The 23,117-nt window shown below is 39.7% G+C and carries 15 protein-coding genes, 1 tRNA gene and 1 pseudogene; 9 read left to right on the top strand and 8 right to left on the bottom strand.

Translation table 11 applies throughout. From position 1 onward, the window contains the following. The first annotated feature begins 16 nt into the window (after positions 1 to 16). The 3 genes from treZ to CLV42_RS20455 all read left to right on the top strand — a co-directional run bounded on the left by treZ (position 17) and on the right by CLV42_RS20455 (position 4,612). Positions 17 to 1,843 (top strand): malto-oligosyltrehalose trehalohydrolase, encoded by a 1,827-nt coding sequence (treZ, locus tag CLV42_RS20445; protein ID WP_211303498.1) that lies wholly within the window; start codon positions 17 to 19, stop codon positions 1,841 to 1,843. Continuing rightward, complete coding sequence (treY, locus tag CLV42_RS20450; protein WP_106603795.1) at positions 1,830 to 4,466, top strand: malto-oligosyltrehalose synthase; 2,637 nt, start codon at positions 1,830 to 1,832, stop codon at positions 4,464 to 4,466. Before treZ ends, treY begins: the two co-directional genes overlap by 14 nt. Positions 4,467 to 4,528: 62 nt before the next feature. Then, positions 4,529 to 4,612: transfer RNA gene (locus CLV42_RS20455), tRNA-Leu, on the top strand. A gap of 532 nt (positions 4,613 to 5,144) precedes the next feature. Here CLV42_RS20455 and CLV42_RS34320 read toward each other — a convergent pair. The 5 genes and pseudogenes from CLV42_RS34320 to CLV42_RS20485 form a co-directional block, all read right to left on the bottom strand. Continuing rightward, positions 5,145 to 6,185 (bottom strand): annotated as a pseudogene (locus CLV42_RS34320) (recombinase family protein); the annotation flags it as partial. Then, on the bottom strand, positions 6,082 to 6,339 hold the full coding sequence (locus CLV42_RS20465; protein ID WP_106603796.1) for a hypothetical protein: 258 nt from the start codon (positions 6,337 to 6,339) through the stop codon (positions 6,082 to 6,084). The gene CLV42_RS20465 and the pseudogene CLV42_RS34320, both read right to left, overlap by 104 nt. A gap of 312 nt (positions 6,340 to 6,651) precedes the next feature. Continuing rightward, on the bottom strand, positions 6,652 to 6,915 hold the full coding sequence (locus CLV42_RS20470) for a hypothetical protein (protein WP_106603797.1): 264 nt from the start codon (positions 6,913 to 6,915) through the stop codon (positions 6,652 to 6,654). Between the two features lie 728 nt (positions 6,916 to 7,643). Next, positions 7,644 to 8,063 carry a response regulator gene (locus CLV42_RS20480; RefSeq protein WP_106603798.1) on the bottom strand — a complete coding sequence of 140 codons (420 nt, stop codon included), beginning with the start codon at positions 8,061 to 8,063 and terminating at the stop codon, positions 7,644 to 7,646. Between the two features lie 138 nt (positions 8,064 to 8,201). Next, positions 8,202 to 8,858 (bottom strand): histidine kinase, encoded by a 657-nt coding sequence (locus CLV42_RS20485; protein WP_245901703.1) that lies wholly within the window; start codon positions 8,856 to 8,858, stop codon positions 8,202 to 8,204. A 755-nt stretch (positions 8,859 to 9,613) separates the two neighbouring features. Here CLV42_RS20485 and CLV42_RS20490 point away from each other — a divergent pair. From CLV42_RS20490 to CLV42_RS20515, 6 genes are all read left to right on the top strand, one after another. Further along, complete coding sequence (locus CLV42_RS20490) at positions 9,614 to 9,847, top strand: helix-turn-helix domain-containing protein (protein WP_106603799.1); 234 nt, start codon at positions 9,614 to 9,616, stop codon at positions 9,845 to 9,847. A gap of 309 nt (positions 9,848 to 10,156) precedes the next feature. Further along, on the top strand, positions 10,157 to 13,390 hold the full coding sequence (locus CLV42_RS20495; RefSeq protein WP_106603800.1) for a hypothetical protein: 3,234 nt from the start codon (positions 10,157 to 10,159) through the stop codon (positions 13,388 to 13,390). Between the two features lie 261 nt (positions 13,391 to 13,651). After that, complete coding sequence (locus tag CLV42_RS20500) at positions 13,652 to 14,989, top strand: AAA family ATPase (protein WP_106603801.1); 1,338 nt, start codon at positions 13,652 to 13,654, stop codon at positions 14,987 to 14,989. After that, the gene (locus CLV42_RS20505) at positions 14,982 to 15,536 is read left to right on the top strand and encodes a DUF4276 family protein (RefSeq protein WP_170117585.1); all 555 of its coding nucleotides are present in this window, start codon (positions 14,982 to 14,984) and stop codon (positions 15,534 to 15,536) included. The genes CLV42_RS20500 and CLV42_RS20505 overlap by 8 nt, the downstream gene beginning before the upstream one ends. A gap of 367 nt (positions 15,537 to 15,903) precedes the next feature. Further along, the gene (locus CLV42_RS20510; RefSeq protein ID WP_106603803.1) at positions 15,904 to 17,505 is read left to right on the top strand and encodes an HsdM family class I SAM-dependent methyltransferase; all 1,602 of its coding nucleotides are present in this window, start codon (positions 15,904 to 15,906) and stop codon (positions 17,503 to 17,505) included. Then, positions 17,498 to 18,424 carry a hypothetical protein gene (locus CLV42_RS20515; protein ID WP_106603804.1) on the top strand — a complete coding sequence of 309 codons (927 nt, stop codon included), beginning with the start codon at positions 17,498 to 17,500 and terminating at the stop codon, positions 18,422 to 18,424. The genes CLV42_RS20510 and CLV42_RS20515 overlap by 8 nt, the downstream gene beginning before the upstream one ends. A 714-nt stretch (positions 18,425 to 19,138) precedes the next feature. On the opposite strand, the gene CLV42_RS20520 is transcribed toward CLV42_RS20515, so the two are convergent. The 3 genes from CLV42_RS20520 to tnpC form a co-directional block, all read right to left on the bottom strand. Next, positions 19,139 to 19,747, bottom strand: coding sequence for an IS66 family transposase (locus CLV42_RS20520; RefSeq protein WP_317048007.1), 609 nt, complete (start codon positions 19,745 to 19,747; stop codon positions 19,139 to 19,141). A 70-nt stretch (positions 19,748 to 19,817) separates the two neighbouring features. Further along, the gene (gene ltrA, locus CLV42_RS20525) at positions 19,818 to 21,575 is read right to left on the bottom strand and encodes a group II intron reverse transcriptase/maturase (RefSeq protein WP_106603806.1); all 1,758 of its coding nucleotides are present in this window, start codon (positions 21,573 to 21,575) and stop codon (positions 19,818 to 19,820) included. A gap of 603 nt (positions 21,576 to 22,178) precedes the next feature. After that, entirely contained in the window at positions 22,179 to 23,108 is a 930-nt protein-coding gene (gene tnpC, locus CLV42_RS20535) for an IS66 family transposase (protein ID WP_146154439.1), read from the bottom strand. Positions 23,109 to 23,117 lie beyond the last annotated feature (9 nt).

The raw sequence follows: 23,117 nt of genomic DNA on the forward strand, positions 1-23,117 counted from the left end.
CCTGCAAAAAATTACATTGACAAGTAACTATACTTTTGCCGGGGCTGCTTTGCTGCCTGGTGGCATATGTAAATTCAGTGTTTGGGCGCCCTTCAGGAAACAAATGGTATTATCTGTTTTACAGCCTCAACAGGCATCGTATCCTATGGTACGTGATGATCATGGCTACTGGCATGTAGAGGTAGATAATGTACAGGCAGGCACACATTATAAATATATACCTGACGATGGGCATCCACTTCCTGACCCTGCTTCCCGCTCTCAACCCGAGGGAGTGCACGGTCCATCCGAAGTAATAGATACCCATTTTGAATGGACAGACCATTCATGGACAGGGCTGGCTTTGCATGAGCTGGTTATTTATGAACTTCATACAGGGACCTTCTCTCCGACTCATGATTTCCAAGGTATCATTGATCGCCTGGAATATCTGCGTTCTCTGGGCATTACAGCCATTGAGATCATGCCCGTTGCACAATTCCCTGGTAGTCGTAACTGGGGATATGATGGCGTGTATCCATTCGCTGTACAGCATTCATATGGTGGTGTAAATGGGTTAAAGCGACTTGTTAATACAGCACATCAGCATGGCATTGCTGTGATACTGGATGTAGTGTATAATCATCTGGGACCAGAGGGTAATTATTTCTCACAATATGGTCCATGGTTCACAGAGAAATACAAAACACCCTGGGGGCCGGCGCTCAACTTTGACGACGCCTGGTGCGATGCCGTGAGAGGCTATTACATACAGAATGCCTTAATGTGGTTGGACGAGTTTCATATAGATGGATTAAGAATGGATGCAGTACATGCCATCTGGGATTGTAGCGCAAAACACTTTACGGCCGAGTTATCTGAAAAAGTGGACGAACTGCAAGCCATCCTGAACAAAAAGAAACTGCTTATTGCAGAAATAGATCTGAATAGTCCGCGGTATATCACTCCCCGCCAGGAAGGTGGCTATGGCATGCATGCGCAGTGGATAGATGAGTTTCACCATGCATTACGTAGCATGTTAACAGGTGATTTAAATGGCTATTATGCAGACTTCGGCGGGCTGGCCCCATTAGCGAAGTCATTTCGTGATTCATATGTATACACCGGACAATATTCCACCGTACGTAAAAGGAACTTCGGCGTTTATCCTACAGAAAGGGATTACCACCAATTTATTGTTTTTGCGCAGAACCATGACCAAATCGGTAACCGTATGCTGGGTGAGCGGTTGAACACCCTGATATCTTTCGAGGCACAAAAGCTGGCAGCAGCTGTTTTACTGCTATCGCCCCATGTCCCTATGCTGTTCATGGGAGAGGAATATGGAGAAACAAAGCCTTTTCAGTTCTTCACCAGCCACAGTGATAAAGATCTGATAGCAGCAGTCACAGAGGGCCGCAGAAAAGAGTTTGCTTCCTTTGCCTGGGAAGGCGAAGTACCTGATCCACAATCCGCCGACACTTTCAACAGCTGTCTACTCAATTGGGAAGCGGCGTCTGAAATAGCTAATCCATTAACGGAGCTATACCGTTTTCTGATTGCTTTCAGAAGAACAAGGCAGGCAATGCAGTATACTTCCCGCAACAGTGTAAAGGTGTATACACCGTCAACACATTTATTGGTAGTAAAACGTTCCGGCCCAAAAGATACACTGCTATTGCTTTTCAATTTCAGCGAACAATCAGCGCAATACGTATATCACCAGGAAGGATCACTGGAGAAAAAATTCGACTCCGCAGCAGCTGTGTGGAATGGGCCAGGCAGTGAAGCTCCAGATCAGGTAACATCACCAATAACCATTTCATTACAACCATACTCAGCTATTGTATATGAAGTCAAATAATCCGCCTTCTGCTACTTACCGTTTGCAATTACACGCAGGCTTTACATTTGAGGCGTTAAAAGATATCCTGGATTATCTCCATCTGCTTGGCATTTCTACTGTGTATGCCTCGCCTATATTTACAGCTACACCTGGCAGTATGCATGGTTATGATGTAACGGAGCCTCACCAGATCAATCCTGCTATTGGTACCATCGATCAGTTGCGTGAGATAAAGAAGATATTACAGCAGAAGGGCATGAGCTGGCTGCAGGATATAGTACCTAATCATATGGCTTTTCATCCATTCAATACCCGTTTGTATGATGTAATGGAGAGAGGTCCGTTGTCGCCATATTATGAGTATTTCGATATAGACTGGCAGCATCCCTCACCTGAACTATCGGGTAAGGTGATGGCCCCGTTCTTAGGGAAGCCATTGGAAACGTGTATCGCCGATGATGAAATCAAACTGGTATTAACGGATCAGGGATATGCTATCAGCTATTTTGAACAGGTATATCCGCTGTCTATCTCTGCCTATGATGTACTTCAATCTGTATTGGCAGATAGCGATGCCATACCGGCACATACTTTACTGGATGCACTTTACCAGCAAGCCACTTCAGGAGCAAGCCTGAAAAACTGGCAGCAGGCGAAACATCAATTATATGCACAAACTAATCGGGCCTTGCTGGAAGGAATTGTCTCCCGGGTGAATAATGATAAAGCACTGCTGACAACACTTATGACAGAGCAGTACTACTATTTATTCAACTGGCAGGAAGCTGACAAACGAATCAATTACCGTCGCTTCTTTACTGTCAATGAGCTGATTACGCTTAGGATGGAATTGCCCGCTGTTTTTGACGAATATCATACATTCCTGCACGGTCTTTACAGGGAGGAACTGATACAGGGACTCCGTATTGATCATATAGACGGCCTACGTGACCCCGCTGCTTATATTGAACGTCTGCGAATGTTGTTCGGAAGTAATTGTTATATCATTGCTGAAAAGATCCTGGAAAATCAGGAAACACTGCCATCCGACTGGGCATTGCAGGGCACAAGTGGATATGAATTCCTATCCCTTACGAATCATTTACTGGCCAATTCCACAGGTGAGCAGCAGCTGGTATCATTCTACAACGAGCTACTGCCTGATATGGCTAATTATAATGACCTTGTTTACGAGAAAAAAAGGCTGATTTTAGAGCGATATATGGGTGGCGAATGGGACAACCTCGTCCGTTACTGTTATACCTTAAAATTGGCAGATGCACGCACTAATCGCGAACAACTGAAAGAAGCGCTTGCCCTGTTTATTGCCTGTCTGCCGGTTTACCGCCTCTACCCTTCCCAATGGCCGCTAAACGATTATACGCAGGAGGTTCTCAAAGACACCTTTGCAAAAATCCGGTCCTTTAACCGCATCGCAGAAGCGGAGATAGCATTACTGGAATCCCTCTGGGATGATATTACTGAAACAGAGAAAGCACACAATAGGGTGCTTTACCTACAGCGGTTAATGCAATTTACAGGTGCTATAATGGCCAAAGGCGTAGAGGATACCACTTTCTATGTATACAATGCCCTGCTTTCGCATAATGAGGTAGGCGACAGTCCGGCGACAGAAGGTTTTTCCGTGAATACCTTTCACCAGCAATTGCTTGCCCGGCAACAGCATACTGCCTGTTCCCTGAATGCCACCTCTACTCATGATACCAAACGCGGTGAAGACGCGCGTATACGTCTGAATATGCTCTCTCTTATGCCACATGACTGGCGACTACAGGTTCAAGAATGGAGGGAATTAAACCGGCCTTATATCAATACCCTTACACCAGACGATGAGTATTTCATTTATCAGTCCATTATTGCAGGTTTTCCTGCGGATGGTATTGTGACACCAGTCTACATTGAGCGGTTACAGCAGTACTTCATCAAAGCTGTCCGGGAAGGGAAACTAACCTCGTCCTGGGCTTCTCCAGAAGATGCATATGAAAACGATGGTACCGCCTTTATTCGGCAAATACTGACAGATGAAGCTGGCTTCCTGGCAACTGTCCGCAGTCTCCTTGACAGGATCAATCATTATGCTTTTACCAGCTCCCTGGCCCAGGTGCTGATCAAAATAACCGCTCCCGGTATTCCGGACATTTACCAGGGTTGCGAACTTTGGGATTACAGCTATGTAGATCCGGATAATCGCCTACCCGTAGATTATACTATTCGTAAACAATGTCTCGAAACGATCATTGCAAAAGAAAAGACACCAGGGTTCTTTGACTACTTATCAGAACACCGGCAAGAGGGATTGGAAAAATTATTTGTGACATGGAAGGCACTGAACTTCCGCCGCGCACATGCTGACCTCTTCCTGGAAGGAGATTATCTTCCCTTACAATCCAGTTCGGGGAAGATCGTGGCATATGCCAGGGTACAAAAGCAACAATGGGTGATCGTCATTGTCCCGCTTCCCGGAGAACCGGATACGACAGCGTTTGTATTTTTACCAACAGGCGCACCTATAGTATGGCAGAACATTTTCACCCGTGAAATGTTAGAAAATAAGGGACAGATATTAGTGGCAGATGTGTTTAAAACTTTTCCAATAGGACTGCTGACAAATGAAATTTGAAAAAAAATTTGTTGGTTTTAAAAAAGTTTCTACATTTGCACTCCCTGACACGGAAAACAGATGCCCAGATGGCGAAATTGGTAGACGCACTGTGTTCAGGTCGCAGCGCTCGCAAGGGTGTGCTGGTTCGAATCCAGTTCTGGGCACAAAAGCGGAAAGGTCGGAGAAATCTCCGACCTTTTGCTTTTTAAGGTGGTCAAGATCTGCTCTGGGCCTGCTTATCAGCTCAAGGATGACGTTGGGTTCCGTGGTTCGAAATTTATTATCTGAAAAAATCAGCTTTTCTGCGAAGATCGAACCAATGATTTGTTTTTTGCCGATTGGGGAAGCGGTAATATAGCGATTGGCAATGTTCTTCATGATTTCGCCGCCTTGGGAAAGGTATTCCTGGTAGTTGTCGTTGATGGATAATAGCTTTGTCTTCTTCTTTTCTAATTCTTCGATCTTCTTGGTCAAGTCTGTCTTAATTTCTTTAAACTCTTCTGCTGTAAATTCATCGTCTAAGCGTAAAGAACGAGCATTTTGTATTCTTATATATAGCTTGTCTATTTCAGCCTGTGTTTCCTTTAGCTCCTGCTCCTTTCCCTGGTTATCCTTCTTCAATGACTGACTAATGATCTGGCAGTAATAGTCTATGATAGGTGCATTGACGGCTATCTGACCTAACTGCCTTACAAATGCCTCATTTGCCGTATCTGCCCGGAAACGCTCTTTACATAGCTTTACTGATTGACAATGGTAATAATAATAGATGCCCCCATTACCCTTTGATCCACTCCCGCTTAATAATCTTCCACACCTCGGACAGATTAGGAAGCCTCTTAATGGGAGTTGTTGATCAATTTCCGTGAAAGTGTTGACTCTGACGTTTCGTTTCTTGCCTTTTAGAACGTCCTGAACATCGTCAAATAGACTTTCAGGAATTATCGCCTCATGGATACCCTTTACGCAATGGGCAGGTTCGTTTTTATAGGCAGCTATAAAGACCTTCCCGCAATAGACTGGATTACGGACAAGACTCCAGAACTGGCTACGGCCTATTTTTAGTCCCTTTCTATTTGCCATACGCCGGAGCGTATCAATATCCCATACGCCTCTGGATAGCTCTTCGAATGCCCAACGGACTATTTCTGCCTTCTCATTAGGAATAAGGAATGGCTTATTCTGAGCATCACGCCCGTTCTTATAGCCAATTGGGGCAATTCCCAGGTATCTCCCCTCTTTCTTGGCTCGCCGCATACCATGAAGCGTATTTAAGGCTCTCCGGTCATTTTCTACCTCCGGTGTAGTAAGATAGATAGCCAGCATGATCTTGCTCTCTGGTATATCCATGTCCAAAGGCTGTTCGATGGACTGAGGTTCTACAGAAAGCCTTTTCAGTTTCCCGATCATTTCATAAGCAGCAGCGACATTACGCGAGAAGCGATCCCATTTAGAAAACAGAATCAGGTCAACAATTCCCTTGTTCTTATTGATTACATGTAACATCTTTTGGAACTCTGGCCGGTCAAATGTCTTGGCAGAATGGTCTTCCCTGTAAATGCCGACCACCTGGATATTCTCCTTCTCACAATACCGTATTAAGACTTCTTCCTGATGGGCCAAGCTATAACCGTCAACCTGCTCGTCTGTACTTACTCTTGGATATAGAAATGCTTTTCTTTGCGTGATCATTGTTGTAGTCTTTAATGTGATGGATTTGTGGATTTGATTGTTCATAGATATTCAAATCAATAGCAGCCAGACGATGTATAAAGTCTATTATTATGGTAACTTCCTCATCTGTATAAGCGTATTGATCTGCCTGGAGGATTCTCTTTGCATCCTCAATTGAGGGCTTTGCGGGTAACTGGCGTTGGACTTCATGTTTCATATGATTAAATAAGAAGCCAATGTACAACCACTCGAAAATTCACTTTCCCTCTTTCGCACAGAATGTCATGTTTCGTAACCAAATTGTTCGAATTTGTTCAGATTATTTTCCGTCATTCAATCGTAAATCAATTTCAGGATCATTGAAATCTTTGCAAACTTATTCCCGGTCGATTACAAACCTTGTTGAATAATAGTCGACTTCCATTTGACCGCGAGTTGAATTCCATTTGACTTTTAGTTAAAAAAGATTGAAACAAGTTTAAAAAGAGTCGGGAAATGGTAGATATCGAACCAATCGGATAGTGAATCGTTAGATATTTTGCTCTCCATATCTCCGCTTTAATATTATACCACATGCTTCCACTAATCGAACAATGTCCTCACACAGAATAATATTGAATGATGCATTACAATCCTGATCACTACATGCCATTAAAAGAAGTGATCTCAAATGCTCCCTAAATTCCGGCAACGGATAGGAATGAAAGAAATCTGAAACGACCGACATCGGATCAGCAATCTCTTCCACTGTTAGCTCTAATGGTTTCTCATGCCAATCAGGTAAATTTCTCATATGGATATAGTTATTTTTATGGTTGGTAATAGAAGCCGGCGGAGGAAGAATCCATTGCCGGTGTTTCCTTTAAGATAAACCCTATGTATATTTCATTTATCGATTATTCACAAACATTCACATCAGTCCTCTTTCATAATATGGGTTTGACTTCAATCCCTTCTTGGAAGCATTATTGAGTTAACTTGTGCTTGTCCCATTTGAACGCCCGATCATGTATGTGGCACATAACAAGGGATTCATAGATTGGAATGATGATGCTTACCTGCTTTTTGTTAAAAACAGTATATGTATCATGATCGTTGGCTATAGGCGCCTGCCGATACGAGTCGAATTTATTAGGTTGCCACTTCAAGTTCGAACAAACACATTCTTTGAACAAGGCCGGTGCATTCTCCAACGCGATTGCCAAATCTTTTATTATTGTACTTGAACATGTCTCCGAGGGCTTCAACGTATTCTGAATAGGCCTTTGCGATGTGTTAAACCTTTTCTTCCAGTTGAGGGATCGCTTCAACAGTAACTGAAAGACAATAGAATGCTGATATACTCTTAAAACATGCTCGCCCTCCCTTGGGGAAATTATATCAATCTCCTCTTCCGTATTCGATTTAAACCTTGTTTTGCTCCATCTAAGTCCCTTACAAACGGCACTAGTGAATTCATCCGGTGCATTTTCGAGCGATGTCATCAGGTCATTTAAAAAATTGTTAGAATAGTGTTGTATTTCAGTCATTTTCTTCTGCATTTTTATGTCTTATGTAATTGGTTAGCATTTCTTTGAGATCTTTTCTATTGACAGGCTTGGTTAGTGTACCAATGATGTCTATGTCATGTTGTGGTTTAACTGATTTGATCCTATTTGCATCCGTTAGGATAATTATCGGAATTGTAGCTAGTGGACTATCACTGAAGATGATCAGGAAATCAGGATCAGAAAAGTCTTTGTACCATTCCGAGATAATAAAATTGGGCGGCCCTTTTTGTGTATAACATAAATATTCATCTATCAACTCATAGTAATCGGAACAAACGATTGGTATATAGATGTCCATATTGTCCAGAACATTCCCTAAGTCCCGCCTGGCTAATCGGTCATCATCAACCAAACAAATTGATAGCTTCTTTCTAGCTCTTACGAGAATCATAGTGGGATTTTTACTCCTTGGCTGTACTAAGAATAATGCCTAGGAATTATTAAACAATAGTTTGTACGTCAGCATTAAGCTCTATTTCAGTGGAACATTTTATCTATCCGGTGCACAGAGCGTACATTACAGCCACAGCTATCTCAAAAGGCATGGTAGGCTTGCTTGAATGACTGTTTCATATTTCTCACTAAGTACTCGTATCACGCCACCTAATACGTCAAAACATTTCTTAGCCATATATAAGTTCGCGCCCCAATTATTGGCCAATGTTATCGAACCATTAAGCGGCTTAAACAGATTTTCAACCTCGGCATTAGACATTTGCTTTCCCTCACTTTTGAGGCTAATTGAAAGCCGTTCAGCCGCTGCTTCGACTAATATGAATACCCTTGTCGATTTTCTACTGTGGGCATATGCAACATGTATAAGACTGGAAATTATAATGTCCAGCATGACCTTATCCGTTAGTAGGTTCTGACTTGATTCAACTGTGTTCCTTATTTCAATCACCTTGCCTGTCGCATCTTCGTATAATTTAAATGGAGCTGTAATCTCGTCAACAAAGATTGCCAGATCGAACTTGGTCATATTGGGATTTAACTTGAAGTCACCTCCACCAAACCTTACTTTATGATTAATATCCTGTAATAAATGTCTGCTCCGGGCCACAATCAGGCGAAATGTGCTTATGTAACAGGCTACTTCTGGCCTGGTTGCAAATAGATGAAATTCGTGTTCCTCCATCAGCCTGTTCATCGCGACTTCAGCAAGCCCTAATTGAGCATCAATCATATCTACTATTACTAACAACAGCTTCGCATATATGCAGTTGGTACATTCTTCATCTGTCCGATGCTCTTGTGATGAACATGCCAGAATATGCCCAGCCTAAATTATTCTTTGAAGATCAACATTGAATGATGCCGTAAAAATGCCCTTGATACTATGCAGAATTGACTCTAATCCATACTTTGCGAAAACCTTATTGAATACCTGTAATGGATATTCTGTTTCACTTTTAGTAAGCAATGACTGGCTAGTCCCACTCTTTTCAGAGAAAGTCATTTGTTTCTTCATTTTTAAGATTTACAGCTTTAGGTAATAAAATCCTGGACCAAGATGGATATCCTGGCTACCGTTTGGTTAATCTTGTAAGTTTCGAATGATTTCGGAAGTATATAGGCGTAAGAGGGCTGTACCTTTTCTAAAAGAAAAAGGCGCAAGCACATCTTGCCGCCGTGGAGCCAGTCGAAGGGCTGTATGCAGACAAGAAGGCCCACGCCAATAACGTGAGCACTCTCCTTATCATCCTAGCATACCTGAGAATTTCGACTTTCCACGGGCTGGATTAAGTAAGAAGCGAGCTTCAATAAAATATTTTTGAGGATGTAAATGTACAAAACTATCCTGTATCCGTATTAGTTATACGTATATACTGTTTCATATAGTTAATTTGATAATTGTGAGTCTAAGATAAGAAATAAAAAATACATGGACAAGTACATGTGTAAAATACCTTTAGAATACTTTTATTCGCCGGCAAAAAGATGAACATTAAGTCCCCGCTAGACCAATATGTGATTGAAAAGGTAAAGGAAATGAGAACTGCTAGGAAAGTAAGTCAGATCGATTTGTCGCAGGGGGCTGGATTTAATGATGCGTTTGTCGGTCATTGTGAAAATCCTAAAAGAAGAGAAAAGTATAATCTGCAGCATTTAAATTCTATTGCTAAATTCTTCAACTGTTCAATAAAAGATTTTATTCCTGAAAGACCGATATAACTATGATGCCACAATCACAAACTACTGGCATTAAGGCGACCAATATTGTTTGCATAATGATCAAATCTACGGATAGTTGAAACCCGACAGGCCTAGCTAAGGAGGCGGAATATATTGGATTCTCCCCAAAAAAAAATAATCATACCAGCATCTGACGGTGCGCATAAATTACCTGACAACGATGCAAATCACAAAACCGATTTTAAAAATTTAGTTTGGGAACTAGAAAAGTGTAAACAGAAAAGTATTACATAAGAAGCAAAACTTCATGTTTACCGCTAAATATATCAAAACGACAATTTGATAACAATGGCATCACCTAGAGAATTTATGAAATCGAGAAGGCCAGAGAGCTTTTCCGATACCACAACAATAACAAAAGCCCTCCTTAATAGATCGCTTCTCGAATACAAACTTGATGTAATTACTAATAACAATCAGGAACAGAGCTTTCAGACTTTTTGTTGCAAATTAGCGCAACTAGAGATCGCTCCAAATTTACGGATGCAGACAGGTCCTACGGGGGGAGGTGATAGCAAAGCTGACTCAGAAACATACCCCGTATCCGAATTCAATACACTCTATTTTTGGGAAGGTCTTGCAAATGATAAGGGAGAGAGATGGGCTTTTGCAATCAGTGCCAAAAAGGATTGGGCAACGAAAGTAAAAAGTGACGTGAAGGGAATAATCAATACAAACAGAGATTACAAGCGCATTTTCTTTGTTACCAATCAGTTTGCAAGGGATAAACGCAGGGCGCAAATCGAAGATGAGCTGACAAGGGAATATAACGTTGCTATAACTATTTTAGACAGAACGTGGATCCTAGATAAAGTTTTTGATAATAAGAGAGAAAAATTAGCAATTGATGAATTAGAATTAGGGGATGGACTTGAAGAGACAGTAGTAGTTGGGCCAAATGACAAGGAACGAGAAGAAGCTTTTAAAGAAATAAACTCTGAAATTGAATCATCACTGAGTAATGGATTGATATCAGTTCCTCTCGTTAATAAGGCACTGAATTCTGCGCTATTGGCACGCGGTATGGGAAAACCCAAAGTGCGGGTTAATGGGCTTTTCGATCGAGCAATAAGGCTTGCGGAAAAAATAGGATCTGACGAGCTAATTTACTCGGTAAAATACAACCAGGCCTGGACTCAATTTTTCTGGTTTGAAGACTACAAGAGCTTTCTTGATCTTTTTGAAGAACTTGAATTAATAGCAGAAAGAACGATTAACATAGCTACATTAGAGCGACAGCATAACTTGACTACGCTTTTTCCAATGGCTGCAAAGCTTTACAATGTTTCAGAAGCCATTGTAGAACAAAAGGAACGGCGGATACAACAATGGTTGCAACGATTTGTTGATGATGATACAAAACCTTCAGCGTCAGCTCAAGCTAAAATCCTGCTCACTATTCACAATATGTTCAAAAAATTAGCGCAGGAAAAGGATATTGCAGACGATTTAATCGCAATCGCTAAGATTCTCAAAGTCTCCACCCATTTACTTGGCTTCCCATATGATCAAGTTATCAAAATACTACTAGAAAATGGCGATATATTAAGCGATCAGCCGGAGTATGAAAATCTTGTGAATGATATAGTAGAACTTGAAACGGAGCGTAAAGGCGATTTAGCAGCGGCACACACCCTCCAAAATTTTGGAATAAGTCACCTAGAATCAGAGCGATACCATAAGTCAATTGAATATTTAGGACGCAGCCTTTTCGGATTATATAAGCAGGAGAGCAAAAAAGAGTTCATTTACAGTTTATACTTTATCGCTTATGCATATGAAGCAATCGGATTACGTTGGGCTGCACGGGGTTCATTAATTCACGCGTCATCATATGCATTTAGTGATTTTAAACAACATCAAAAAATTGATTCCCTCCAATACAAATGTTGCAGGAGGCTTAAATGGTTGGAATTATTGCTAGGACGAATAAGCTATGCACTTGAATGGCACCAAACTGACTTGACAATATTACAACAATTAGTAAAAACTCAGGATGAATGGGATTCAGCACTTTTGGATGCGTCCGAAAATTTTGCTGGTGTCATGGGTTGCCTTTTATTAAAAACTGCCCCCAATGAATTAGGAAGACTAGAGAAACTTCCCGATGTCCTCGATAGGCTTCACCTATGGTCAGCGGAAACGGCTATTCTCTACTTGTTGGGCGGAGATAAGTATCTACCCAATGACCTTCTGCAACATATTGGTCGAGATTCAGTCTCAATGTTCTTCAATAAATGGTTGGATCAACCGGCCCAACAAAAGCTTCCTGAACTACCTGAATATAACTTAGGCAATGATGTTACAATTACAACGAGAGTCTTAGGGACAGAATATATTTTCTACGCTGATAACTCTTCACCAGCCGTCGAATTGTGCGAAACTATAGCAGGAGCGTTGGAGGCATTTTTAGCCACAGCCATACAATTAGATGCATTTGGAAAAGTACAAACATTTAAGATAAATGTCAAAGAAGATTCAACACTATCAGAAACAATTATATCCGAAAAAGTAAATCCACTAGAAAATGAGATAACTATTTACTACAGAACCTTCAATCCACACCAATTATCGGTAATAATTCAACAATCCATAAATGAGCAAGTCCAAAACATTGTTATTACAATCATTGCTGAAACTATAGGATTTGCCGATGCACAAAAAACCTTTCAACAGTTAATAGTAAAACAAGAAGTATACAAAAGAGCGTTTAACTTCCTAAGCCCATTTGTGATGCTAGGAAATGTATTAGGTCATAATCCAAGAAGTTCAATAACCCAATGGTATGAGGATAATGATAAACAGTACCAATTTGATGGTATTGTGGATAGAGTAAAAAAGTACTTAACGCCCAATGGCAGTGATGATAGTTATAACAGTACACCAGAATTGAGAGGACATCAAAATATCAAAACTTTGTCAGTCATTAATGAAAAACTTTGGTCGGGACATGCATGGCGAGGCTTTGCATTCTCAATTGATCCTCGGCACGTTCCGCAAATCGCCCCTACCCTTTACTTGATTTTTGACAATGAACAAAAGGTTAAACGAATATTTCAAGAGTGGAAAGAAACATTCGGTTCCAAATTAAGTGACGCCATAAGAATTTCCATAATTAAAGGGATAGATGTGAATGAACCATTTTGGTACAAGGGAATTATAAGCTCCAACATTGAGAACGAAAAAATAGCAAATAACAATTTCGTTCAAGTAATGTCCCAAGTATCAACCATGACCCCTAAAAACCCAATGAATCTAGAGGGTTTCTTAAAAAGTCTGTCGGTTTTTGGGTCATTTGTATTAGCCCCCTGTTGCCTTGATGTAACCACTAACAAACCTGTAATGTATGACGATCTAGGATTTATTATGAAGTCTTTAACTGTGCGTGACGCATGGCAGATAGGACTTAACGACTTGGACATGGTTGCTATCTCAGAGTCAGATAACCCAATTATTCCTATAACCGAAAAAGATCCGCCAGTGATCGAACTTATCAAGTGGAAGAAGTCTAGACAAGGTTAAGATTAGTTATTCTATCTCTTTAGACACAATACACATTATATAAATCTTATAATATTTGACATACTAGGGATCTGCTCTAAAGTTCAACTTCTTGGAATATCACTTCAAAAACAAATACTTAATATCATAACCTTATATTTTGACGATCTTCAATCAGATTTAAACAATTCAAACTCCAAGTTGTTAACCTGTTTTTTAGAGATCTAAATATTAATTTACGAATTATAAATTGTTCATATAAATAAATTTTAAAGATGAATAATGATAACTAAAATAGAAGTAAACGGGTTTAAATCCCTTAAGAGTTTTGATTTGAAATTGAAACAGGGATTAAATATTCTGGTTGGCCCGAACGGTGCGGGAAAAACGAATATTATTATATTTTTTGAATTCTTATCAAATATTGCCAGGCAACAAGTTGGCACCGCAATAAGTAATGTTGGCGGAGCTGGAAGCATTTTTCAAAAAATTGGTAGGGATGACTATGCTGACGAAATTGTTTCAAAAATATATGGAGCTTTTCAAATAGACTCAAGAAAGTTCATTGTTTACGAATATCAATTTACAATTAAGATTTCTTTTGAAAAAGATAATGTTTACTATTCTAATCAGGATTTAAAACTTAGGACTGCAACAAAGTTTTGGGATGACCCTGATAGCAGCAACTACCAAAAGGAATGGGATTTGGACATATTGTATAAAACAACCGATGAGTCGAAGGTTTTAATTGAAGTCGCGAAGTATAATAAGAAAAAATTCAATTCAAGATTTGTTGGAGATGATAACTCAGATATGATTAAAGATTTTCTGAAGAGGCAAAACCCTATGTACTATTCAATAGTTAAGTGTTTAGTTCCAATTAATGACTTCTTGCATAAAATATTTACAGATCTAGTAGGCGGTGAAACCTTTAATGTTGTTCCTAGCAAGGTGAGAGAGTTAGAAGATTCAGCGACCCCTCCTGGTATCAAAAAGGACGGATCAGGGCTAGCCACTACATTATACGCGATGAAAAAAAGTAAAACGAAGCAAAATGAAAGAGTACCTAGATTCTGGTTCTATTACGAGGAAAATGAACGTGAGTATAGTCCAAGCACGCTAGATAAAATAGTCAAATTTTTACGGGCAGCTAACTCTACGATTAAGAGTCTAGACGTTGATAATGATCCATTTAATAATAAATTAATAGTAAAAATTACGATTAGCACAGGTAATTACGAAGCAGTGTTACCGCTGTCCTCAATGTCAGATGGAACCATAAAGTGGTTAACGCTAATTACGGCAATTTTGACATCTAAAACAATATTCTCAATTGAAGAACCTGAAAATTTTCTTCACCCTTGGATGCAGGCAGAAATCGCGAAAATAATGCGGAATCATCTTTCAGAAAAAGCATCACAATCATTTGTGTTGATGACTACTCACAGCGAATCCTTATTGAATCATTCAAATCCAGAAGAGATAATCATTGTAGACCTAAATGATGGCAGGACAAAAGGTCAGCGTATATCGAACCTAAGTATAATAAGAGATGAAATCGCGAATTCAGGCTGTGGTCTAGGTCACTTTTATTTTTCTAATGCGTTATCAAATGAATAATCCAGCATTTATTGTTGACGGATATACTGAATTAAAAATAGTTCAGCAGTTGTGTCCCGGGCGCCCAATTAAACGAACCGATTGTAATGGAAAGGACGTGTCAATTTCCGTAATGGCGAAGAAAATCGCGTCGCATATTAGATTACTAAACAATAGGTACTATCCAATAATTATTTTGGTCGATAAAGAAAATAGAAATATTGAACATGAGGAAATGGTGGAACAAATAAGAGAGGAACTTGTGAGAGAAGGGGTGACAACCCAAGATTTAAGAATAGGTGTTGCTGATAGAATGATTGAAAATTGGATATTAGGGGACTGGGAGGTATTAAATGGAGGCAATAGCGATAGACCTACCAAAACTGACGGATGTAATGGTACATCGATAATAAAAAAGGTTAAAAAATCATATGATAAAACAACAGACGGTGTAGATTACTTTATAGCTGCAAAGCAATCAAGCATATATGTCAATTCTCCAAGTTACAAACACTTTATAGATCAATTGAGTGATATTGCATGCCAATACTTGGAATTTGACAAATGAACATTCCCTTAAGATGATTGGAAGACGTATTCCCAAAATATTCCGTTACACGTTAGCGAACTTATTTAGATTCAATTATCAAATAAAAGCCTTTGATTGCTCAAAGGCTTTATTCTTAGCGGCTGGAAAGGACAATATTCGAACTCGATATTTTTTGATTTGAGAAATTTGCCGTTTTTTTAAGATATTATAAGGTTTATCTAATATAAGACTTCGCGTACATGATTTTTTCCTATTGTATTTTACAAATATAACATATACATATATTTCTGTCTTTCATTTATTTGAATGTTTATGTTGTTCGGAAAGTTTAAACTAAGTACATTTCAATATTATATAGCTATAAAACATAAATATTAAAGATTTAATGAGCGAGCATACAGACGTGAGATTACCCCTACTAGCCGAACTTGAACGCCTTGGTTGGAATAAAAATCAAATTCAATTCCAGCCTGAATGGAAAGTTCCTCGAACCCCTAGCGAAGCTAGCAGAAGAGAAGCTGGGCAAAGTTTTCAAGGATTTCCCGTGGATATTGCAATATTCGACAATGCATCAAATTTGGGGAATTATGAAAATATCCAAATAATTATTGAAACAAAAGCTCCTCTTATTGACGAGGGAATTAATCAGTTAAAAATCTATCTTAGTTTAGAACCTCATGCTTTACTTGGAATATGGAGTAATGGAAGTTCAATATGTTTAGTATATCGCACTGCAGAAGGAGGGTATCATGTTGTTCGAAATGGATCTTTACCCAGGCCCGGCGAATCTCTTGTAAAGTCTGGACCTTCTAAATTGAAATGGAATGATTTAGTTGAACCGACTACCGCCGAGTTAAAAAAGACATTTACTCGATTGCTAAATGTTGTAGTTGCACAAGACAGTAGAAGTACTAGGCGTGATGATCAGCTTAATAATTTGTGTAATGTACTACTAGCGAAGCTAGAAGGCGATAAAATTGCTAAATTTAATCCGCAAGCATCTGTTCCTTTTCAAGTTTGGGACAGTGAATCTGAAACAGCTCAGAAAATCAGGACCCTTTTTCAAGGTATGAAAATTGCGCATGGTGACATTTTTTTGAATGACACTGATAATGATATTCAACTTGATAACCATACAATTAGTTTAGCTGTCTATGAACTATCGAAGTATAAATTAAGAGATGCGTCTTTAAATGCGGTTTCTCAAGCATTCCAGGTTTTTAGAACAGCTAGTTTGAAATCTGCAGAGGGTCAATACTATACTCCATATCCAGTTATAAGAAGCGTTGTTAAATTAATGGAGATTCATCCAAGTGATAAGGTACTTGATCCTGCTTGTGGTACGGGAGGATTTTTACTTGAAAGTTATCGGCAGCTAAGGGAATCGTTTCCTTCAATGGATGATGGCGATGCCAAAGGTTGGGCACAGCGTCATTTGTTTGGAGTAGACAAAGACAGAATAAACGTGAAATTAACAAAGGCTATTATGTTAACAATTGGAGATGGATCTACTCATACCTTTTTGGGCGATTCATTACGTAAACATTTGTGGAGCACTAATTTTCAGGATTTGCAAACTGCCCTGATCCCTGGAACTTTCACATGTATTGTGACTAATCCACCGTTTGGACAGAATCTTAAAATGAGTACTACCGATGCTAGGGCCGCAAATATTAATTTAGCTAAAAAGGCAGTTAAAGGAAGTGATGGAAAATATTCTTACCATGCGACTAAATATGAAGAGCGTGAATTGGGTATTTTGTTTTTGGAACGATGTTACGAGTTACTAACTTTTGGAGGTAGATTGGGAATAATATTACCCGAAACTTATATGTTCTCTCCATCATATTCATGGTTACGCCAGTGGATTATTGAACATTTTATTTTTAGAGCCATACTTAATATCCCAATGGAAGCATTTCAGGGATTTTGTCGAGCGAAAACTAACTTTTATATTTTGGAAAAAAGGAGAATAGAAAATGCATAGACCTAGTTGGTATCAAGAGGGAAGTATTCTAATTGTTAATTCCGCAACATGTGGGATTAATAAAGATGGTCATGAGCAATATATTGTTGATCCGGAAACAGGCGTTCGATCTATTAATAGCATCAATGACAAACTAGCCGAAGCTTGTGAGCAGATTAAAGCAGGTGATTTTAATAACCAAGATATTATTTTTTATCCTGAACTACCTGCAATTGAGAAAGATATTTTTGTTCCGAAATATCATGATGGGTCTTTCAATTCAGAAGTTGTGCGACTCGTTGAAAGTTCCGATTTTTTTACATTAAAGACCTTGGGGGAACTTCTTGATTCTGGTGAAGTTGAAATTACTAATGGACACGGTAGTCCAAGTTCTGATCAAAGACTAGGAGAAGTCCCATATATCAAAGTATCGGATCTGAGAGCTGGCGCAGTCAATATTAACCCTACCAACATGATACCTGTGGCCTTAGCCCAACAGTTTTGGCGTGGGGCAGATTCAGGATTGAAGCCATATGATTTAATCTCTCCAGAAAGAGCTTCAAAAAATATTGGAGAGTTCTGCATTTTGATGCCTGGCCAGCAAAGGGTTGTTCTTACAAAAGAAGTAATTGTTATACGGGCAACGGCGAATGCACCTTTTAGCCAATTTTATTTAATGTGGGCACTGTCCTTGTCCGCTGTAAGAAAACAATGGGAGAGAATTGTGTTTATGCAAACCAATAGAGAGGATGTTGGAGATCGAATGTTAGAAATTAAAATACCTTATACTGATAATAGGGAATTTGCAGCGCAGCTTTCATTACCATTCAAAAGTTATTATGAGTGTTTAGAAAGTGCGAGAAGAGGTTTCATCAGATCTCTTGAAAATTCTCCATATGATCATCACATTCATTTAGGAGAAGATGAAATCGGAAGATAAATTGGATCAGCAATTCTTCAGATAACCACAATTTGGATTTAAAATATAAAACCCGCCCTAGTATTGGGTTTTATATTTTAAGTCATCCGAATTATTTCATAATTAATTAATTCATATACAATTGCCTATTGGTTCGATCTCGAACCACAAACAACATGTTTTTTAACGCACTCAGGAATTCAGCTTGATCCATAATAACCATTTCAATCTCCGGTTATGGCTGGTTTCCAGTACTGTCAGATTGTTGTTGAACATCAGGGGTATCAAATTGTTTTAATAAGACAAAACCACCTGTTAATCCACCAGCGGCACCAAGAAACTTCGCAGTATATTTAACCTTGGACTTAAAATTAAGGTTCTCTAATGTGTATTACGCTTGATGTTGACCACCCCTAACGCTCATCTTGACCACCTTTCCGGATCCTACTCATATTAACAATTGATAATCAGCCAATGCTGCTGGTCAATATGCCGGAACGACATAAATTTAATTAACGTAGGTGGTCAACATGCCGGAACGGCATATTGACCACCCCTAGTTCCTCCAGGATTGTTTGCTTTGGGATACAAAACCCCACGGAAGATGGCCGGAGAAACTATCAGCATGACTAAACTAAAACAGATCTTTTTGCATCGCAGGAATGGCATGGCCCTGGAAGCCATTGCCCGGTATCCCCACGGGCAACTGCATATAAGTAAGACGGGATGTTAGGCTTAGTTTTGTGTAGGTTTCCAGTTGTGAGGTAGCAGATCTTTGATTTTATTAACCGGATACTCGGCGACTATAGCAAGTACATCTGCCAGCCACTCGGTAGGATTAGTCCTGTGCATTTTGCAGGTTCCAAGTAAGCTGTATAACATTGCTGACCTTTTTGCTGCTTCGTGTGAACCTGCAAAGAGGTGATTTTTGCGGCCAAGGGCTATCGGACGGATAGAGTTTTCTATCAGATTATTATCCGGCAAGAGATTTCCAGTCCTGGCATAGAGGCTAAGTTTAGCCCATCTTTTGATGCTGTAGGCTAATGCCTGTCCAATTGGACTTTTCGGTAGCACCTGAGCATATTGATCGGTCATCCATATTCCAAGTGCGCTTAAGACAGGGACAGCCTTTTCAAGACGGTAATCTTTACGAGTGTTGTAGTCGAACTGCTGAGATGTACAGTGTTGTTCAATCTCATACAGTAGCTGGATCTGTTGCAGCGCATGTTCTGCCCTGTTACGATCATCCTCTAGTGCATCAATAAAATATCTTCTTGCATGTGCCATGCAATGTACCAGGGTGATACCACTACTCTCCGCAATGGTGTCATGTCGGATAGGCAGGGAGCATTACTGCTCCCAACCCTCCTAAGAACCGAACGTGCGAGTTTCCCAGCATTCGGCTCAAGTAAATTTAAGTAAGTGCGCTCTTTGCACTCACCGGCAATAACTTGTTCGCCGTAATTCGATCCATCACATGCTTATGACAGGTATTATGTAAAAGAATCAGATTTTGAAGATTTAATTGTCCTCCATTTAATCTTGATTTCCTATAATGTATCACCCCCTTTTTACCTCTTACTGATAATGTTTCATTACATTCAGGGCAGACGCCCTTTTGTGTAATGCGTAACCTGTTCAGCATGTCTCTTCCCGCTTTATTATGATGCATACTTTCTGATTTCCTATTCTCGTAATATGCCTCATATTCTTTATCAAAAGGATTAGCTTTTGGATGTATGACTGTATGTCTTCTTATTTTCAGATTTTGAGCACGAGCAAGAACTATATTTCTTGCTTTGCTATCATCATCATAAACAATACAACTAAAATCCCTGTTGATATCACCGTTCATATGGAAGTATCTTGCACTTATCCAGTGTCTGTTTTTATTAGGATGTCTCCTTGCGGCCCATTTCCATAATGCAATCCAGATTTGATAGTCAACATGCTTAAATGTTTCGGTTGATACCACATGCTTGTGATAGTTAGCCCACCCCGTTATCATAGGATTTAATCTTCTAATCAGTAATTCCTGTTTATCAGAGGACATTTCCTTAATAGCTGACCTAATTGACTTGAGAAAGTTGCGAACGTTTTCTTTTGATGGTTTAATCAAAAGTTTACTGCCTCCATTTCTTAATAAATATCTCCGCACATTTTGTCCCAGGAAGTTGAACCCCTTTGTTGTATGAGTGATGATTGTTTTCTCTGTTGAGAGTTCAAGTCCTCTTATTTTCAAAAATGATTCTATTAGAGGTTTTACCCTTTCTTCCAGTAATGTCTTGCTGGTTCCTGTTACAATAAAATCATCGGCATACCGGCATAGTTTCACACCATTGCTATGCACGAGTTTCCGCGCATGAAATGGAACACGTGAGCTTCTGTTTGCTGTACTGCCAAATTCTTTATCTAATATCAGTTCCAGTTTGTCAAGAACTGCGTTAGCCAAAATGGGTGAGATAATTCCGCCTTGAGGTGTGCCATCATTTGTAGGAAAAAGTTCTGCTTTTTCAACATAACCTGCTTTGAGCCATTTGCGTAGAATAACTTTATCCGTTACGACGTTTTCTATTAACCATTCATGACTGATATTATCAAAACATCCTTTTATATCTCCTTCCAGTATCCACTGAGGATCCGCTTTCCTATTTATACTTCCGTATATCCGTTCTATTGCATCGGCTGTCGATCTTTTTAATCTGAAGCCGTAGCTGTACCGATCTGCCAATGTTTCTGCTACCGGATTTAGTGCAAGAGTATGTAATGCCTGCATTGATCTATCTTTCATTGTTGGTATTCCAAGAGGGCGATGTTTTTTACCACCAGCTTTTGGAATATAAATACGTCGTAGTGGTTGAGGTTTGTAGTTTCTCCGGTTCAGTGATAATATCATTTGATATTTCTCTTTCGCTGATTTTAATACAATACCATCAACTCCCGGTGTTCGTTTTCCCTGATTAGTTACTACTCTTTTTACTGCAAGGCATTTTGCATAGTAAGAGTGAGTTAACAACCATTGCAATGATTTCACTTTGTTCCATCGACCTTGTTTTGTTGCCTTGGCGATACGCACTTGCAGTTTAATTACTTCGCAATTAGCTCGCTTCCAGTTAATGGACTGCCAGTTCTTTGCAGCAGAGACCGCACCATTGTTGTTAAACATTGTCATTTGCTTGTTCTCTTTAATTAAATTCTACAAGTTCTCTCACCATAATTTACCACATATGCAAGTCTGCTGACTTTCGTCACGGAGCGATCGTTTCATCTCCTATACGTTTCATTACAAAACGTCATTCGCTTTTTGCATGATCCTTTACCCACTCACTTATCAACTTCTCTTGCGATCCGTCTGCCTTTGCAGGCAAGTGATTGGGCTTACCTTGTTCCGTTAATTCAACAATGTATGGAGGTAGGCGCTGTCTATTCACCGGCAGATATATTGTCTGTGCAATTTGAACGTCTAGCAAATTGACCATCTGCTTTGCCTTTTGGCCGAAGCCTCTCAACTTCTTTGGCTCCTTCGGATTAACGATGTTTATCAACAGTTCACATATGTTCGCCATGTCCACCAGCCTAGCTCTATCTGTAATGAAGTTTCACAGTTCTTCTTATCATCGCTGACCAGAAGACAACCTTGCGGTTTTCGATGCATTGTCTCTCAGGCTTCATACCCGGTCATTACTAACCACGCATGCTGAGATAGGCTACTGATTACAGAAAATCAGGTTCTGTCAATTAAATAATTAAAAGCAGAACAATTAAATTAACGACTTCAAGTCGCACAAACAAGATATCCGTCAGTCTGTATAGTTCCTTTATAGGTTGCTAACATCTTAGCAGGACCTTCTTTATTGCGCCCTTCCTGATAGTCGAAAACTACAAGTTTATTGATGCTATCCTGATATGCCCAAAAGAAGCCTCTGTGAGTCTTGCCCTTCTTGTCTTTATCCAGAACTGGCATTGGAGTCTCATCACACTGGATATAATCAGCGCTCAACACATGACTGACTAACGATTCGTAAAGAGGCGTGATCAGATTAGCAGCGGCACTGACCCAGTCAGTTAAAGTAGAATATGGAAGTTTTACGCCAGCGCGTTCGAAGCGCTGCATCTGACGATGGAGAGGCAAGTGATCCACGAACTTATCGATGATCATCTGTGCTAACAGGCTTGATCCTGCAATGCATTTAGGCAATGGCATATTGGGCAACGGAGCTGTGATAATGTTAGACGCTGTGGCATCTGATTCCGGCGCCAGATATTTGTAACGAATATATTTTTTGACGTACAGTTCTGCTGCTTTATATTCCAATACTTCTGTTTCCAGTTGCCCTATTTTCTTACTTCCTGGTGGAATATGAGCAGGTTCAATAATGATTTCTTCCCTACGCAGGTGATCGGGCAATTTGTTTCTGCCAGGATGTGAAGACGGTTCGGTATTGACCTTGGAGCGTGTGTATGTGATTCTTTGAGCTGCAATAACATTACTGGTAAATGTCTGCTCAGGTTGGATGTCAAGTGACAGCTGTTGCGGTGGGACATCATTAGACATGAACTTCTCATGACGGCTTCCGAAAATCATTTTCTTCAATACAGCCAACTCATGCTTTAACTGACCGATAGTTTGTTCGGCCTGTTCATAACGTTGCTTATAATCAATGTTGGGGTTTGACTGCATTGCGAGTGCAATGATAGTAAACACTCTTGTAAA

Source organism: Chitinophaga ginsengisoli, from assembly GCF_003014595.1.
Classification (GTDB): domain Bacteria; phylum Bacteroidota; class Bacteroidia; order Chitinophagales; family Chitinophagaceae; genus Chitinophaga; species Chitinophaga ginsengisoli.